This is a genomic window from Paractinoplanes atraurantiacus (genome assembly GCF_900215205.1).
Lineage (GTDB): Bacteria > Actinomycetota > Actinomycetes > Mycobacteriales > Micromonosporaceae > Actinoplanes > Actinoplanes atraurantiacus.
On sequence record NZ_OBDY01000006.1, the window covers coordinates 296,802 to 312,913 of the forward strand.

At 69.4% G+C, this 16,112-nt stretch carries 18 protein-coding genes and 1 pseudogene; 15 read left to right on the plus strand and 4 right to left on the minus strand.

The annotated features are described in order from the left end of the window. Nucleotides 1-13: 13 nt before the first annotated feature. On the minus strand, nt 14-1,192 hold the full coding sequence (locus tag CRP55_RS17265; RefSeq protein ID WP_097321078.1) for a RecB family exonuclease: 1,179 nt from the start codon (nt 1,190-1,192) through the stop codon (nt 14-16). A gap of 76 nt (nt 1,193-1,268) precedes the next feature. Here CRP55_RS17265 and CRP55_RS17270 point away from each other — a divergent pair, with 76 nt between their 5' ends. The 3 genes from CRP55_RS17270 (at nt 1,269) to CRP55_RS17280 (ending at nt 4,069) form a co-directional block, all read left to right on the plus strand. Further along, a complete protein-coding gene (locus CRP55_RS17270; RefSeq protein WP_438865796.1) occupies nt 1,269-2,423 on the plus strand; it encodes a site-2 protease family protein in 1,155 nt (384 codons plus the stop codon). Between the two features lie 8 nt (nt 2,424-2,431). Continuing rightward, nucleotides 2,432-3,412: a tRNA (adenine-N1)-methyltransferase gene (locus CRP55_RS17275; protein ID WP_097321080.1), complete on the plus strand. Its 981-nt coding sequence runs from the start codon at nt 2,432-2,434 to the stop codon at nt 3,410-3,412. 66 nt (nt 3,413-3,478) lie between these two features. Then, nucleotides 3,479-4,069 (plus strand): hypothetical protein, encoded by a 591-nt coding sequence (locus CRP55_RS17280; RefSeq protein ID WP_179855220.1) that lies wholly within the window; start codon nt 3,479-3,481, stop codon nt 4,067-4,069. 136 nt (nt 4,070-4,205) lie between these two features. On the opposite strand, the gene CRP55_RS17285 is transcribed toward CRP55_RS17280, so the two are convergent. Then, entirely contained in the window at nt 4,206-4,499 is a 294-nt protein-coding gene (locus tag CRP55_RS17285; protein ID WP_097321082.1) for a ferredoxin, read from the minus strand. Between the two features lie 174 nt (nt 4,500-4,673). On the opposite strand from CRP55_RS17285, the gene arc reads away from it, so the two are divergent. From arc to prcA, 7 genes are all read left to right on the plus strand, one after another. Continuing rightward, nucleotides 4,674-6,455 carry a proteasome ATPase gene (gene arc / locus CRP55_RS17290; RefSeq protein ID WP_097321083.1) on the plus strand — a complete coding sequence of 594 codons (1,782 nt, stop codon included), beginning with the start codon at nt 4,674-4,676 and terminating at the stop codon, nt 6,453-6,455. 69 nt (nt 6,456-6,524) lie between these two features. Further along, complete coding sequence (locus tag CRP55_RS17295) at nt 6,525-7,751, plus strand: acyltransferase family protein (protein WP_179855221.1); 1,227 nt, start codon at nt 6,525-6,527, stop codon at nt 7,749-7,751. Nucleotides 7,752-7,798: 47 nt separating this feature from the next. Further along, entirely contained in the window at nt 7,799-9,316 is a 1,518-nt protein-coding gene (dop, locus tag CRP55_RS17300) for a depupylase/deamidase Dop (RefSeq protein WP_097321085.1), read from the plus strand. Nucleotides 9,317-9,415: 99 nt separating this feature from the next. Then, entirely contained in the window at nt 9,416-9,631 is a 216-nt protein-coding gene (locus CRP55_RS17305) for a ubiquitin-like protein Pup (RefSeq protein ID WP_097321086.1), read from the plus strand. Between the two features lie 6 nt (nt 9,632-9,637). After that, entirely contained in the window at nt 9,638-10,309 is a 672-nt protein-coding gene (locus CRP55_RS17310; RefSeq protein ID WP_097321087.1) for an endonuclease VII domain-containing protein, read from the plus strand. Next, entirely contained in the window at nt 10,228-11,067 is an 840-nt protein-coding gene (gene prcB, locus CRP55_RS17315) for a proteasome subunit beta (protein ID WP_097321088.1), read from the plus strand. The genes CRP55_RS17310 and prcB overlap by 82 nt, the downstream gene beginning before the upstream one ends. A gap of 50 nt (nt 11,068-11,117) precedes the next feature. Further along, nucleotides 11,118-11,996 carry a proteasome subunit alpha gene (gene prcA, locus CRP55_RS17320; RefSeq protein WP_097321089.1) on the plus strand — a complete coding sequence of 293 codons (879 nt, stop codon included), beginning with the start codon at nt 11,118-11,120 and terminating at the stop codon, nt 11,994-11,996. A gap of 83 nt (nt 11,997-12,079) precedes the next feature. On the opposite strand, the gene CRP55_RS17325 is transcribed toward prcA, so the two are convergent. After that, nucleotides 12,080-13,006 (minus strand): dTDP-glucose 4,6-dehydratase, encoded by a 927-nt coding sequence (locus CRP55_RS17325; RefSeq protein WP_179855222.1) that lies wholly within the window; start codon nt 13,004-13,006, stop codon nt 12,080-12,082. A gap of 55 nt (nt 13,007-13,061) precedes the next feature. On the opposite strand from CRP55_RS17325, the gene pafA reads away from it, so the two are divergent. The 5 genes and pseudogenes from pafA (at nt 13,062) to CRP55_RS55665 (ending at nt 15,641) form a co-directional block, all read left to right on the plus strand. Next, a complete protein-coding gene (gene pafA / locus CRP55_RS17330) occupies nt 13,062-14,420 on the plus strand; it encodes a Pup--protein ligase (RefSeq protein ID WP_097321090.1) in 1,359 nt (452 codons plus the stop codon). Between the two features lie 23 nt (nt 14,421-14,443). After that, on the plus strand, nt 14,444-14,611 hold the full coding sequence (locus CRP55_RS53080; RefSeq protein WP_179855223.1) for a hypothetical protein: 168 nt from the start codon (nt 14,444-14,446) through the stop codon (nt 14,609-14,611). Between the two features lie 72 nt (nt 14,612-14,683). Then, the gene (locus CRP55_RS52150; protein ID WP_097321091.1) at nt 14,684-14,923 is read left to right on the plus strand and encodes a flavoprotein; all 240 of its coding nucleotides are present in this window, start codon (nt 14,684-14,686) and stop codon (nt 14,921-14,923) included. A gap of 118 nt (nt 14,924-15,041) precedes the next feature. Beyond that, nucleotides 15,042-15,221 (plus strand): annotated as a pseudogene (locus CRP55_RS55660) (AraC-like ligand-binding domain-containing protein); the annotation flags it as partial. A 177-nt stretch (nt 15,222-15,398) separates the two neighbouring features. Next, nucleotides 15,399-15,641 carry a helix-turn-helix domain-containing protein gene (locus CRP55_RS55665; RefSeq protein WP_281260793.1) on the plus strand — a complete coding sequence of 81 codons (243 nt, stop codon included), beginning with the start codon at nt 15,399-15,401 and terminating at the stop codon, nt 15,639-15,641. Here the strand turns inward: CRP55_RS55665 and CRP55_RS17345 are convergent. Then, the gene (locus CRP55_RS17345) at nt 15,613-16,008 is read right to left on the minus strand and encodes a DUF4362 domain-containing protein (protein ID WP_097321093.1); all 396 of its coding nucleotides are present in this window, start codon (nt 16,006-16,008) and stop codon (nt 15,613-15,615) included. The genes CRP55_RS55665 and CRP55_RS17345 overlap by 29 nt on opposite strands. Nucleotides 16,009-16,112: the final 104 nt, after the last annotated feature.

Genomic DNA, 16,112 nt, shown 5'->3' on the forward strand with positions numbered 1-16,112 from the left:
GGCTGGTCTCGTGTCAGGCCAGGCGGTCGTCGTCGGTGGGGGTGGTGTCGATCTGGAGGACGTCGGGGGCGGTGGGGAACGGGGGCGGGGTGCCGCCGAACTCGGGGCACAGGGCCTGGTGGTTGCACCAGCCGCAGAGTCGGCTCGGTTTGGGGCGGAAGTCCTGGTCGCGCTTGGCTCGTTCGATGGCGGCGGAGAGGGCGACCAGGGTGCGCTCGAAGCGTTGCAGCTCCTCGGCGTCGGGGCTGTAGTCGAGGGCCTCGGCGTCCTTGAGGTAGAGCAGGCGCAGGACGCGGGGGACGACGCCCTGGGTGCGCCACAGGACCAGGGCGTAGAACTTCAGCTGGAACAGGGCGCGGCCCTCGAACGCCTCGCGCGGGGCGCCGCCGGTCTTGTAGTCGACCACGCGCAGGTCGCCGGCGGGGGAGATGTCGAGGCGGTCGATGTAGCCGCGGATCAGCAGCTCGTCGTCGATCAGCGTGGAGACCAGGCTCTCGCGCTGGGCGGGCTCGAGGCGGCGCGGGTCTTCGACCGCGAAGTAGCCGGGCAGCAGGGCCCGGGCGCTGTCGAGAAAACGGGCCAACCGGGCGGCCTCGTCGGCCTCGGGCACGTCGATCAGCGCGGCTTGACCGGGGATCGGCGCAGCGGAAGCGCCGGCTGGACCGGAGGGGCCGGACGCGGAAGAGCCGGCGGCGGGGCCCGCGGCGGCGCCGGAGGTGAGAGGGCCCGCGGGGGAACCGGTGGCGTCGGCGGCGAGAGAGCTGGCGGGCGATCCCGTGGCGTCGGAGGCGGGAGAGGCCGTGGGGGAGCCGGTGGCGTCGGCCTCGGCGGCCAGTGCGGCGGGGTCGGAGACGCCGCGGCGGGGTGGGGCGTTGAGGATCTCGGCGGCTCCGGGCTCCTCGGCCAGGACCCGCTGCCAGGCCGGCTCGACCAGGGCGGCCGCGGCCTCGGGAGTGCGCTCGGCGGCGGGCAGGTCGAACAGGGACTCCAGGACCGCGTGGACCAGCGTGCCGCGCACCTGGTCGGCCGAGGGCTGCTCGGGGAGCTTGTCGATGGTGCGGAAGCGGAACAGCAGCGGGCACGTCTTGAAGTCGGCCGCCCGCGACGGCGACAGCGAGGGCCCGGCCGGCCGGTCGGTGGAGTCCCGGCGGGAGGAGCCGGGCGGGGGTGGGGAGACCGTGGGTGCTGTCATGTCCAAGAGGCTAGGGCAGGGGTATGACGAAAACGCGCTGACCGTCCCGTGACACCGACTCCGTAGCATCGACGGCGTGGACGAGAGCAGGACGACACCCAGGAACCGCCGCGGCGCACGGCCGGTGGGGCACGTCCTCGGCATCCCGGTCTTCGTGAACGGGTCGATGCTGCTGCTCGCGGTGCTGGTCACCTATGTGTACGGCAACTACGTGCGCAACGGGCTCGACCTGCCCGGCCCGGTCGCCTACCTGGTCGGGTTCGGCTTCGTGATCTGCCTGCTCGGCTCCGTGCTGCTGCATGAGCTGGGGCACGCGCTGACCGCCCGGCGCTTCGGCATCGGGGTGCGCGGGATCACCCTGGAGCTGCTCGGCGGCTGGACGGAGATGGACCGCGACGCGCCCACCCCGCGCGTCGACGCGCTGGTCAGCCTGGCCGGGCCGGCCGTGTCCCTCGTGCTCGGCGGGCTCGCCACGGCCGCCACGTTCGCGCTCCCGGACCGTACGACCGCCGGTCAGATCGCCTTTCAGCTCGCCGCCAGCAACATCCTGGTCGCCCTTTTCAACGTGCTCCCGGGACTGCCGCTGGACGGCGGGCGGGCGCTGCGGGCGGGGCTGTGGGCGCTGATCAAGGACCGGAACCGGGCCACCGAGGCCGCCGGCTGGTCCGGGCGTGTCCTGGCCTTCGCCACCGGCATGGTCGCCCTGTGGTTCTACCAGCTCGGCACGCTGACCCTGTTCGGCATGCTTTTCGTCCTGCTGGTCGTCTTCACGCTCTGGCAGGGCGCCGGGCAGTCGATCCGGCTGGCCCGGATGACCCGGCGCTTCCCTCTCGTGAAGCTGCGCGAGCTGGCCCGTCCGCTGCTCACCGTGCCGGCCGGCACCCCGCTCGGCGAGGCGCAGCGGCGCCGCTCGGAGGACCCGAGGCCGAACGTGGTGCTGGCCGTCTCCGACTCGGCCGGTAATCTCACCGCACTGGTCGACCCGGTCGCCGCCGAGCGGGTTCCCGTGGATCGCCGCCCGTGGGTGGCGGTGGACAGCGTGTCGCGTTCGCGTGACGCGGTGCCCGCGCTGCCGCTGGACCTCAGCGGCGAGCAGGTGGTGCGCGCGCTCCAGGCGCATCCCGCCGCGCAGTACGTGGTGATCTCCGGCGAGGACGTCGTCGGGGTGCTCCGCGTCGGCGACGTCGCCCAGGTGCTGGAGCCCCGCCGTCCCATAAAGCAACGGAAGTGAAAGAAGCTGTGACCCTTACGCCTGAAGCCGTCGACACCGACTCGCTGCCCGCGCACCGCGGGCCGTTCCGGGAGGGCGATCGCGTCCAGCTCACCGACCCGAAGAACCGGATGCACACGATCGTGCTGCAACCGGGCAAGGAGTTCCACACCCACCGGGGCGCGCTGGCCCACGACGCTCTCATCGGGCTGCCTGACGGCAGCGTCGTCACTTCGACCGGTGGTACGGCGTATCTCGCGCTCCGCCCGCTCCTGAGCGACTATGTGCTGTCGATGCCGCGCGGCGCCCAGGTCATCTACCCCAAGGACGCGGCGCAGATCGTGGCCATGGGCGACATCTTCCCGGGCGCCAAGGTGCTCGAGGCGGGCGTCGGCTCGGGCGCCCTGTCGATGTCGTTGCTGCGCGCCATCGGCACCTCCGGCGAGCTTCACTCGTACGAGCTGCGGGAAGACTTCGCCGCGATCGCCCGCAAGAATGTCGAGGCCTTCCTGGGCGGACCGCACCCGGCCTGGCATGTGCACCACGGCGACGTGGCGACCAACACCGAGACCGGTTTCGACCGGATCATCCTCGACATGCTGACCCCGTGGGAGGCGCTCGACATGGTCGAGCGCTCCCTGATCCCGGGTGGGGTTTTCATCGGCTATGTGGCAACCACGCCGCAGATGTCCGAGTTGGTGGAGGCGCTGCGCGAGCGCGGCGGCTGGACCGAGCCACGGGCCTGGGAGTCGCTGGTGCGCGACTGGCACGCCGAGGGCTTGGCCGTGCGCCCCGACCACCGGATGATCGCCCACACCGCGTTCCTGGTGTCGGCGCGCAAGCTCGCGCCGGGTGTCACCGCGCCGCCGCGGCGGCGCAAGCCGAGCAAGGGCGCGGAGGCGTACGCGCTGCGCCGCGCCGCCCAGGCCGCCCTGGCCGCCGCGGCCGTGGCCGAGATCGATGACACTCGCTCGGATGAGGAGAGCACCGAAGCAGCCCCGGAGATGTGACGGTACGCACCGAAGTCGGGTAGCTTCCAAGCGGCAAAACTAACCGGGGAGGATCGGGTGGGCGCTATGAGCTCTCCGCCGTTCGGCGGCAGCAACGAGATGCCGGCTGTCTTCCCCGACTGGTCGCCCTACCAGGACCTCGATTCGGCGGCCCGGGCCTATCTGCGTGACCCCGAGGTGGCGCTCGACGCGCTCTTCGGGGTCCTGCGCGGCGCTTCGGTGCTCTGCTTCACCCTCGAGCGCTTCGTCAACGAGGTCAACGGCGTCTGGCAGGAGGTCGTCATCTGTGACGGCAGCCGCCTGGTGCTGTGGCACGGTGAGGATGTGGCGCCCGGTGACGGCCCGGTCGGCTCGATGACCTCGTCGCTGCGGGTGGTGCCGCTGTCCACGGTCACCGAGGTCGGCTGCCGCCGCCGGCTCACCCGCACGTCCAACGGGCAGGCCCGGGTCGACAGCATCGACGTCTACCTGCTGCTGAGCTCGGTCGACGACGCCGTGCCGCCGCCCGGCATGGAGGACGGTGAGTCCCGGCAGACGATCCGGCACGACGCGCTGCGCTTCGGCAAGACCCTCGACGACGGCGGACCCGGACAAATCGCCCGTCTTGAGGAGTTTTCACGCGTCGTTGCTTCGTTGGTGGGACGGCCGACACTCTAGAGGGAATGGCTTTTGTCCGGTTCAGGGTGGCCGGGTGGGGCGGTTGGAAGGTTTCGGCCGTGTGACTTTTTCCGCGAATTTCCGGGGGTGTTCGCCGGGCCGTCCGGACGGCGAAAGCTGTTGCGTGGCAAAGACCTCAGGCCGCGTCGGGGCCGGCGATCTCGACGTCGTCGGCGCGCCGCACGACGTGGATGCAGTCGCCCGGGCACTCCTTGGCCGAGTCGATCACCTCGAGCAGCAGCCGGGGCGGCACCGCGGTGCGCTCACCGGGCGATTGCAGCAGCTCACCGGCCGTGTCCTTGACGTAGGCGAGTCCGTCGATGTCGAGCTCGAAGACCTCCGGCGCGTACTGCACGCAGAGCCCGTCGCCGGTGCACAGGTCCTGTTCGATCCAGACCTGCACGTCCTCGTTCCCGGTCTGTGCCGACACCCCGTACCTCCCGCAAGTAGCCCCCGCCGACCGTACCGGAACGGTCCGACAAGACACTTGCGAGGACCAGCCGAATGGATCAAGACTCGGTGACGAGGGTGTTGCATGGGTCGAAATCCGGCCCGCAGCGGCTAGTGTTATCCCAAGACGTTCGAGCCCCCGGGGAGGTGGGACGTGGCACGCAGCGACGAGGCGGACAACCGCGCCGCACGTTGGGAAAAAGAGGCCAACGATCTCTCCAGCCAGGTCGCGTTCCTGCAGGAGGAACTCGCCCTTGTCAGGCGGAAGTTGACCGAAAGCCCACGACACGTCCGGCAGCTCGAGGAACGGCTTGCGGCGACGCAGGCGCAGCTGGCCCGAGTGACCGAGAACAACGACCGGCTCGTGGCGACCTTGAAGGAAGCCCGGGCCCAGATCGTCACTCTCAAGGAAGAGATTGACCGGCTCGCCCAGCCGCCCAGCGGCTACGGCGTATTCCTGTCAGCACACGAGGACGGCACCGTCGATGTCTTCACCGGCGGCCGCAAGCTTCGCGTGGCGGTCTCGCCGTCGCTGACGGTGGAGGACCTCCAGCGTGGCCAGGAGGTGCTGCTCAACGACGCGCTGAACGTGGTGGACGCGTTCGGCTTCGAGCGCACCGGTGAGGTCGTGACCCTCAAGGAGGTCCTCGCGGGCCCCGACGGGCAGCGCGGCGACCGGGCGCTGGTGGTGTCGCACGCCGACGAGGAGCGCATCGTCTCCCTCGCCGACTCGCTCGAGATCGAGAAGCTCCGTGCGGGCGACTCGCTCATGATCGAGCCGCGTTCGGCCTACGCCTACGAGCGGATCCCCAAGAGCGAGGTCGAGGAGCTCGTCCTCGAGGAGGTCCCCGACGTCGACTACACCGACATCGGCGGTCTGCACTCGCAGATCGAGCAGATCCGCGACGCGGTGGAGCTGCCGTTCCTGCATGCCGACCTGTTCCGGGAGCACCAGCTGCGCCCGCCGAAGGGCATCCTGCTCTACGGCCCGCCCGGCTGTGGCAAGACCCTGATCGCCAAGGCGGTGGCCAACTCACTGGCCAAGAAGATCGCCGAGCGGCGGGGCGAGGAGAAGCACACCAGCTACTTCCTCAACATCAAGGGCCCGGAGCTGTTGAACAAGTACGTGGGTGAGACCGAGCGGCACATCCGCCTGGTCTTCCAGCGGGCCCGTGAGAAGGCCGGCGAGGGCACCCCGGTGATCGTGTTCTTCGACGAGATGGACTCGATCTTCCGGACCCGTGGCTCCGGTGTCTCCAGCGACGTGGAGAACACGATCGTGCCCCAGCTCCTCAGCGAGATCGATGGCGTCGAGGGCCTGGAGAACGTGATCGTGATCGGCGCCTCCAACCGCGAGGACATGATCGACCCGGCCATCCTGCGGCCGGGCCGGCTGGACGTCAAGATCAAGATCGAGCGCCCGGACGCCGAGGCGGCCAAGGACATCTTCGGCAAGTACATCCTGTCGGGTCTGCCGCTGAGCTCGGAAGACCTCGCCGAGCACGGCAACGACGCCGACGTCACGGTCGCCGCGATGATCGACGCCGTGGTCATGCGGATGTACACGGAGTCCGAGGAGAACCGCTTCCTGGAGGTCACCTACGCCAACGGTGACAAGGAGGTCCTGTACTTCAAGGACTTCAACTCCGGCGCGATGATCCAGAACATCGTGGACCGTGGCAAGAAGATGGCCATCAAGGAGTTCCTCACCTCCGGCAAGAAGGGGCTGCGCCTGCAGCACCTGCTCGACTCCTGCGTCGACGAGTTCCGCGAGAACGAGGACCTGCCCAACACGACCAACCCGGACGACTGGGCCCGCATCTCCGGCAAGAAGGGCGAGCGGATCGTCTACATCCGCACGCTCGTCTCCGGCGGCAAGGGCGCCGAGGCCGGCCGCTCCATCGAGACGGCCAGCAACACCGGTCAGTACCTGTAACGACGGCGGTAAGACGCGGGCCGGGGGTTTCCCCCGGCCCGCGTTCTCGTTCTACCCACCATGAAACGCATGGCGTGGCTCGATGCCCTACGCGGCTACGCGGCGCTCACCGTCGTCCTGTTCCACCTCAGCCCCCAGATGATCGGCATCGACCGCCATATGGCGATCATGCGGCAGATCGACTTCGGCAAGTACGGCGTGCTGCTGTTCTTCCTGGTCAGCGGCTACGTGATCCCGATGTCGCTGGAACGGCACGGCTCGCTGCGCCGGTTCTGGACCGGGCGCCTGCTGCGGATCTACCCGGCCTACCTGGCCACGATCGCCCTGGTCGCGCTGTTGGTCACGGCCGGGCTGATGCGCTGGCCGGGCTCGCTGCGCGCCGAGACCGTCACCGGCGTCCTCGCCCACGCGAGCATGACCCCCGATCTGGCCGGGCTGCGCGGTGTGGTCCGGGTCTTCTGGACCTTGTCGTACGAGATGGTGTTCTACCTGATCGTCACCGGGCTCCACGCCTGGCGCCTGCACCGGCTGAGCGCCTGGTGGGCCGGCGGGCTCGCGCTCGTCGCGCTGCTGGCCGGGCCCCACCTGCCGAACGACCTGCTGGGAGGCACCTTCGCGCGGCGTCGCGTGCTCGCCGGCGTACTCCTCATTGTCTTGGCCCTGGTTGTCCTGGCTTGTCTGAAGGAGCGTTTCACGAAGGGAGCCGGCGTTCTCGGCCTGGCCGTCGTGTTTGTGCCGGCGCTCAATGGGCATCCGACCGCCAACAGCACCGCCACCTCCTCACAGCAAGCCCTGACGTTCCTGGCCGTGATGTTCGCGGGCACCGTCGTCCACCGGTGGCAGCGCGGTCACATCGGCCGCTTCGCCGCCCTCACGGCCCTGACGATGGTCACTCTCGGACTTCTCGGTTCTCAGAGGACGTACGCGACGACGGCCGCGCTCGCCGCCACGTTCCTTTTCGCATACGCCATACGAAACCGGACCATGCCTCTCGTTTTGTCCTGGCTCGGACGGATCAGCTACTCGCTGTATCTTCTGCACGTCGTTCTGCTCTTCCTCATGCTCCGCCTCGTCCCGGAACTCGGGACGCAACCCGCCCCCGTACGGCTGCTCGCAGGATTTACGTACCTCACCGCGGCGATAGGACTGGCGTGGCTCTCGTACCGAATGGTGGAACTACCGGCCCAGAAGCTGGCTCGCGCAATCGCTGAGGGCAGCTCCGCGAGGCCGATAACGGCCACCCAGCGTGTGCTGGCGGGCACGGGCCGGGGCGAGAACCAGCGCCGGAGCGTCTAGGCTCGGTACATGAGCAGCAGGGGCAGCACGGCGGGCGGGGTGGTCGCATGAGCGTTCGACGGATTATGGGCACCGAGGTCGAGTACGGCATCTCCGTCCCGGGGCAGCCCGGTGCCAACCCCATGGTCACCTCATCACAGGTGGTCAATGCCTACGGCGCACGACCCGAGTTGAACCGCGGCGGCCGGGCCCGGTGGGACTACGAGGAGGAGTCGCCGCTGCGCGACGCACGAGGATTCACCTACTCCGGAGCCGCCTACGATCCCGCGGACGCCCTGGCCGACGAAGACCTCGGCCTGGCCAACGTGATACTGACCAACGGCGCCCGGCTCTACGTCGACCACGCGCACCCCGAGTACAGCACCCCCGAGTGCACCACCCCGCTCGACGTCGTCAAGTGGGACAAGGCCGGCGAGCGCGTCATGGCCGAGGCGTCGCGGCGGGCGGCCACCATCCCCGGCACCCACCGCATCCAGCTCTACAAGAACAACACCGACAACAAGGGCGCCTCGTACGGGTCGCACGAGAACTACCTGATGCGCCGGCAGACGCCGTTCGCCGACATCGTCGCCCACCTGACGCCGTTCTTCGTCACCCGGCAGATCTTCACCGGTGTCGGCCGCGTCGGCCTCGGCCAGGACGGTTCCGGCTCCGGCTTCCAGATCTCGTCGCGGGCCGACTTCTTCGAGGTCGAGGTCGGACTCGAGACCACGCTGAAGCGGCCGATCATCAACACCCGCGACGAGCCGCACGCCGACGCCGACAAATACCGGCGCCTGCACGTCATCATCGGCGACGCCAACCTCTCCGAGATCGCCACCTACCTCAAGGTCGGCACCACGTCGCTGGTCCTCAACATGATCGAGGAAAAGGTCTTCAGCGGCGACCTCGGCATCGCCGATCCGGTCAGCGAGCTCAAGTCGGTCAGCCACGACCCCTCGCTGAAACACCTGATGCGGCTGCGCGACGGCCGCCGCCTCACGGCCCTCGACCTGCAGTGGGCCTACTACGAGCGGGCCCGCGCGTTCGTCGAGGAGCGCGAGGGCGACGACGCCGACGAGCAGACCCTCGACGTGCTCGACCGCTGGGAGGACGTGCTCGACAAGCTCGGCCGCGACCCGTTCGAGTGCGCCGACACCCTCGACTGGGTGGCCAAGCTGCGGCTGCTCGAGGGCTATCGCGAGCGCGAGAACCTCACCTGGTCGTCGCCGAAACTCCAGCTCGTCGACCTGCAGTACTCCGACGTGCGCCCGGAGAAGGGCCTCTACCACCGGCTGGTCGCGCGCGGCTCGATGAAGACGCTGCTCGACCCGGCCGACGTGCAGCTGGCCATGTCCGAGCCGCCGGAGGACACCCGGGCGTACTTCCGCGGCAGGTGCCTGGCCCAGTACGCGTCCGAAGTGGTCGCGGCCAGCTGGGACTCGGTCATCTTCGACGTCGGGCGCGAGTCGCTGGTGCGGGTGCCGATGATGGAGCCCGAGCGCGGCACCAAGAAGCACGTGGGCGCGCTGTTCGACAAGTGCGAGAGCGCGAAGGACCTCCTGGAAGTCATCACCAGCCGCTGAGAAACGCGAGCGGCCGCGGGCGGTTTTTTGTCGTAACGGCGAGGTAGGTTTTAGCCACCCGATGTCGCGGACTTCGGGTGGCTAGAAAGGTGGTACCCCATGGCAACTCGAGACACCGGCGGTCAGTCGCAGTCCGGCAAGGGCCGGCAGGACTCAGAGGTTGAGGACGTCACCACTGAGGCCAACCCGGAGGTAGCCGAGCGACACGCCGAAATCACCGAGGACGTCGACGACCTCCTCGACGAAATCGACTCGGTCCTCGAAGAGAACGCCGAGGAATTCGTGAGGGGATACGTGCAAAAAGGGGGTGAATAGTCCAAAATGTCCGATTTACGGGGATCGGATGTTAAGGACTGCCCTCAGTGCGGCCGGACGTTGCCGGTAACGGAGTTTCACAGCAACGTCCGGCGGCCGGACGGACTGGCCTTCTACTGCAAGCGGTGCGCTGCGTCGCGGTCGGAGGCCAGTCGTCGTAAGCGCGGAGTCAAGGAGCAGCGGAAATCGTCTGAGCCGGTTCCTCCGGGGTCGAAGTGGTGCCCGGACTGCGGCCTGATCAAGCCGCTGACGGAGTTCGCGCGTACGACGAGCAAGGCAAGCGGGTATCACTCGTATTGTCTGCCCTGCCACACCGCCCGCGGCGTGGAGAGTAAGAACCGGCTCTACGGCGGCACCCGGGAGTACCACCTTCGGCATCGATACGGCATCGGCCAAGCCGAGTTCGACGAGCTTCTGGCGGAGCAGGGTGGGGTGTGTGCGATCTGTGGCGCTCCTGACCCTCAACACGTCGATCACGATCATCGCACTGGGTGGGTGCGCGGGATATTGTGCTTCAACTGCAACGGCGGGCTCGGGCAGTTCCGGGACAACCCTGTGTTCCTCGCCGAGGCGATCACGTATCTGAAAGGAACCACGTGGCAATGGACTTTGATCCATCCGGGCGTCTACCAGCGTTCTTCCAAAACTCGGGGACGTCGTCCTTCACGCAGTTCCTGACCCAGGCGGCGCCCGAGATGTTGCCGGGGCGCCGGCCCCTGCCGCCGGGGATGGCCGCTGACATCGCGCCGCACGGTACGACGATCGTGGCCATCGCCACCGCCGAGGGCGTGGTCATGGGCGGCGACCGGCGGGCGACCATGGGCAACCTCATCGCCAGCCGCGACATCGAGAAGGTGCACCCCGCCGACTCGTACTCGCTGATCGGCATCGCCGGCACCGCCGGCATCGGCATCGAGCTGATGCGGCTGTTCCAGGTGGAGCTGGAGCACTACGAGAAGATCGAGGGCACGATGCTCTCGCTCGACGGCAAGGCCAACCGGCTGGCCGGCATGGTCCGTGGCAACCTCGGCGCGGCCATGCAGGGCCTCGCGGTGGTGCCGCTGTTCGCGGGCTTCGACCTGACGCCGTCCGACCCGGCCCGGGTGGGGCGCATCTTCAGCTTCGACGTGGCCGGCGGCCTCTATGAGGAGACCGGCTACGACTCGATCGGCTCCGGCTCGCTGTTCGCCAAGTCGGCGCTGAAGAAGAAGTACCGGCCCGGCATCAGCACCGACGAGGCGGTCCGCCTGGCCGTCGAGGCGCTGTACGACGCGGCCGACGACGACACGGCGACGGGCGGGCCCGACCTGACCCGCAAGATCTTCCCGGTGGTGATGAGCGCGACGGCGAACGGCACGCACCGTCTGTCCGAGCAGGAGATCACCGCGGTGGCCGAGCAGGTGGTCTCCGGCCGCATGGAGAACCCGGGCGGCTAGACGCCCGCCGACAAGAGCCCGCAGTCGACTTCATGAGGGAGTAGCCACCCGTGGCCATGCAGTTCTACGCATCACCCGAGCAGGTCCAGCGTGACCGCTCGGAGTACGCCCGCAAGGGCATCGCCCGCGGCCGCTCCGCCGTGGTGCTGACGTACGAGGGCGGCATCCTGCTGGTCGCCGAGAACATCACCACCCTCCGCAAGATCAGCGAGATCTACGACAAGATCGGCTTCGCGGCGGTCGGCCGGTACAACGAGTTCGAGAACCTGCGCCGGGCCGGCGTGCGGATGGCCGACCTCAACGGCTACAGCTACGACCGGCGCGACGTGACCGGGCGCGGCCTCGCCAACGCGTACACGCAGACGCTGGGTGCCATCTTCACCGAGACCCAGAAGCCGTACGAGGTGGAGATCTGCGTCGCGCAGGTCGGCTCCTCGCCCGAGACCGACGAGCTCTACCGCATCACGTACGACGGCTCGGTGATGGACGAGCCGGGCTTCATGGCGATGGGCGGGCAGGCCGAGGCGATCTCGAACGTGCTGCGCGAGCGGCACGACACCGCGGCCGACCTGCCGGCGGCGCTGGCCCTGGCGGCCGAGGCGCTGGGCAGCGTGGGCGGCGAGAACGGGGCGACCCGCCAGCTGACCACCAAGCAGCTCGAGGTGGCGGTGCTCGACCGGCGCCGCAAGGGCCGGGCGTTCCGCCGCATCGCCGGTGCCGCCCTGTCGACGCTGCTCGAGGGCGGCCAGGACGTGCCGGAGAAGGAGCTGGGCGACGTCGACGCCGCCCCGCCGAGCCCGGCCACCGACAAGCCGACCGTCTCGGCGGCCTCCGAGGAGGACGCCAAGGACAAGCCCGCCACGAGCAAGGCGGCCGAGCCCAAGGACCCGGCCGAGCCGGCCGACGGCGTCAACGGCGACGGTTCCTGACGACACGGGGCGCGGCTTTCGCCGCGCCCCGGTCTTCGTGCGGGCGGCCAGGCGGTGCTGTTCGTGACCGGCGTCGAGCTGAGTCAGCCGATCTGAGGGCGCCACCAGCCGGGATTGTCGCGGTACCAGCCGATCGTCTCGGCCAGGCCCGTCGTGAACTCCACCCGCGGGTGCCAGTCCAGCTGTTCGCGGATCTTGTCGTCGTCCAGGGCGTACCGGAGGTCGGACGCGGGCGGCTCGGTGGTCACCCGGTCCCCGCCGGCGCCGAGCTCGGCCAGGATCATCTCGAGCAGGGCGCGCTCGGTGAGCTCGACCGAGCCACCCACGTGGTAGGTCTCGCCGGGCGTGCCCGACGTGGTGGCCAGGGCCATCGCGTGGCAGAGGTCGTCGACGTGCAGCCAGTCCCGCGTACGGTCCGGGCAGATGGGCGCCGTGCGGCCGTCCAGGAGCGCCGTGACGGCCCGGGGGAGGGTTTCCGAAGGGCGTTGATGGCTTCCGTACGTGGTGGCGGCACGGACGATGACGACCGGCAGGCCGTGCGTGCGGTGGAAGGCGGTCGCGAGCAGATCGGCGCCGGCGATGTACGCCGCCTCGGGGGTCGTGGGGGACAAAGGCGTGTCCTCGGCGACCACGTCGTCGGTCACCGAGCCGTACACGGAGTCTGCCGACATGTGTACAAATCGGGCGACGCCGTGGCGGTGGGCCGCCTCCAGCAGCACCGCGGTGCTCAGCACGTGCTCCGGGCCGGGGGAGAAGGCGCAGTTCACGACCGTGTCGCAGCCCCGCAGGGCCGGCACCACGAGCGCCGCGTCGGCCGCGTCACCCGGGTGGAAGTCGAGCCGCTTCGCGTGGGCGACCTCGTTGAGGTTGGCGAACGCGGAACCGGCGTACAAAAGCTTGTCGAGAACCGTGACCGACGCGCCCTCGAGGCCCGGCAGCCGATCGCCGATGACGGCCCGCACGAAGTGCGACCCGACGAACCCCGCGCCACCGGTGACCAGAACGTTCATCCTGCCAGCAGTTTAGTGGCTGCCATCGGGTGGCCGATGAGGCTAATGTTTCGTCATGGAACGGCGAATTTTCGGCCTCGAGACCGAGTACGGAGTCACGTGCACCTACCGGGGGCAGCGGCGGCTGTCTCCGGACGAAGTGGCTCGCTACCTGTTCCGCCGAGTGGTGTCCTGGGGACGCAGCAGCAACGTCTTTCTCCGTAACGGCGCCCGCCTCTACCTGGATGTCGGTTCCCACCCCGAGTACGCGACGCCCGAGTGCGACTCCGTCACCGATCTGGTCGCCCACGACCGGGCCGGCGAGCGGATCCTCGAAGGCCTTCTCGTCGACGCCGAGAAACGGCTGCACGACGAGGGCATCGCGGGCGAGATCTACCTGTTCAAGAACAACACGGACTCCGCCGGCAACTCGTACGGCTGCCACGAGAACTACCTCGTGTCGCGGCACGGCGAGTTCGGGCGGCTCGCCGATGTCCTCATCCCGTTCCTCGTCACCCGCCAGCTGATCTGCGGCGCCGGCAAGGTGCTGCAGACGCCGCGCGGGGCCGTGTTCTGCCTGTCGCAGCGCGCCGAGCACATCTGGGAGGGCGTCTCCAGCGCCACCACCCGGTCCCGGCCGATCATCAACACCCGCGACGAGCCGCACGCGGACGCGGAGCGCTACCGCCGTCTGCACGTGATCGTCGGCGACTCGAACATGAACGAGGTCACCACCCTGCTCAAGGTGGGCAGCGCCGACATCGTGCTCCGCATGATCGAGGCCGGCGTGGTGATGCGCGACCTGTCGCTGGAAAACCCGATCCGGGCCATCCGCGAGGTCAGCCACGACATCACCGGCCGCCGCAAGATCCGCCTGGCCAACAACAAGGAGGTCAGCGCCCTCGAGATCCAGCGGGAATACCTGGCCAAGGCGACCGAGTTCGTCGAGCGCCGTGGCGGCGACCAGACCGCCAAGCGGGTCGTCGAGCTGTGGGGCCGGGTGCTCGACGCGATCGAGAGCGAAAACCTCGACCCGGTCGCCCGCGAGATCGACTGGGTGTCGAAATACAAGCTGATCGAGCGCTACCAGGCCAAGCACGAGATCCCGATGTCGCACCCGCGCATCGCCCAGCTCGACCTGGCCTACCACGACGTGCGCCGGGGCCGCGGCCTCTACGCGCTGATGGAGAAGCGTCATCAGGTCGACCGCATCTCCAACGACCTGGAGATCTTCGAGGCCAAGGAGACGCCGCCGCAGACCACGCGGGCCCGCCTGCGCGGCGAGTTCATCCGCCACGCCCAGGAGAAGCGCCGCGACTTCACCGTCGACTGGGTCCACCTCAAGCTCAACGACCAGGCTCAGCGCACGGTCCTCTGCAAGGACCCGTTCCGGGCCTACGACGAGCGCGTAGAGCGGCTGATCGCCAGCATGTGACGCGGAGATAGGCTGGTCAGGCCATGAACGAGCCCGACCAGCCGTCCTCCCGCGTCGACCGCAAGCGCGAGCGCATCCGAGCCGAGATCCAGCGAAACCGCGCCGGCGGCCGCCGCTTGCCCACCTGGGTGATGGCGGTCGTTCTGGGCGTGATCTTGCTGGGCTGGGCGTATTTGATCTTCACGTCGTAAGAGGCACTGGTTGATCGGCTCCTGGCACTCACGGTGTGCGGGGGTCAGGGCGACCGGCGCGACCGTTGGGGCATGACCAAGCTGCTCGTCGGGGCCTCGGGCTCTGCTTCTGTCGCGGGACTGCCCGCGTACGTCAATGCCCTGCGCCTTGACCTCGACGCCACCGTGACCGTCGTGATGACCCGGTCGGCCCGGCTTTTCCTGCCCGAGCAGACCGTGGCCCTGCACGCGGACCGGGTGGTGACCGCGCAGGGGCCTTCGCTGCCGTCTCCGGCGGAGGTTGCGGCGGCAACCAAGGAGGCGCTGGGCTGAGCCATGATCGGCGGGTGGAGTTCAGCGACTACCGGGCGGCGATCACCCGCACCTTCGTTCCGCTGGCCGCCGCGCCGCTCGGCCCGGACCCGTTCGAGGCCCGGCTGCGCCCCACGAGGAGGCCCGCCTGGACCCGGGCGATCTGGTCTTCTGCGACAGCACCCGCCCGTTCGGGTTCACCTTCCCGTCGCCGTTCGAGCAGGTCGTCGTCCAGGTTCCCGCCCGCCTGCTGCCGTCGCGGCCCCTGGCCCGGGCCACCGCCGTCCCGGTGCCCGGGGCCGGCCCGGTGGTCGCCTTCCTCCGGTCGCTGACCCCCGACTTCCCCGCCCGTTTCATCCCGTACGGCATCGGACTGCTGGGTGAGGCGCTGACCCTCGCCGAGGAAAGCGCAGGTCTCGGGCCGCCCGCCGCCCGCGCGAAGGTGCTGGAGCACCTGCGGACGGCCTACCGCGATCCGCGCCTGGACGCCGACGCCGTGGCCCGCGCCTGCCATCTGTCGCGGCGTGCCCTGTTCCGGCTTTTCGCGGGCGAGCCGCCATCCCTCGCCGACGAGCTGCGCCACCTCCGTGTCGCCGAGGCCGCGCGCCTGCTTCGCCGGCATCCGAACCGTTCGGTGGCCGACATCGCGCCCGCCTGCGGCTTCGGCGGAGAAACCCAGCTGCGGCGGGCGTTCCGCGCGGTCATGGGCACTACTCCGTGGTCTTACCGCACTGACTGAAGGTCAGGCCGTGCTCGGCGACAACCGGCCCGGTGCACACCTCGCGGGTGACCTCCTGCGGCCCCCACGGATCCTGCCGGTTGTCCTCGACGACCTCGACACTGCCGTCCGGCCTGGTCGCGTACACGGTCGTGATCGGATCACCCTCGACCGTCGGCACGGTCACCTCGAGCCGTGCGATCTGCCCCTTCTGCGCGGCCCCGAGCAGGCACAGTCCCGCCTCTTGGGACAGCTGCTCGCCTTGGTCGAGCTCGAACGTCCCGCACTCCACGACCGCCGCCGCCTTCTCCAGCACCTCCGGCGGTGCCGCCTCCGACTCGCCGCACCCGGCCAGGGCGAGCACGGCCACCAGCACATAGATCTTCACGCCCGTTTGGACGCGCCACCGGCGCCGTCGGCTCCCTCCACTCAGGGCATCACAAACCGTCGCGTCCTGACTGCGCGGCACGGTGCCTTCTTCGCAAAAGGTTG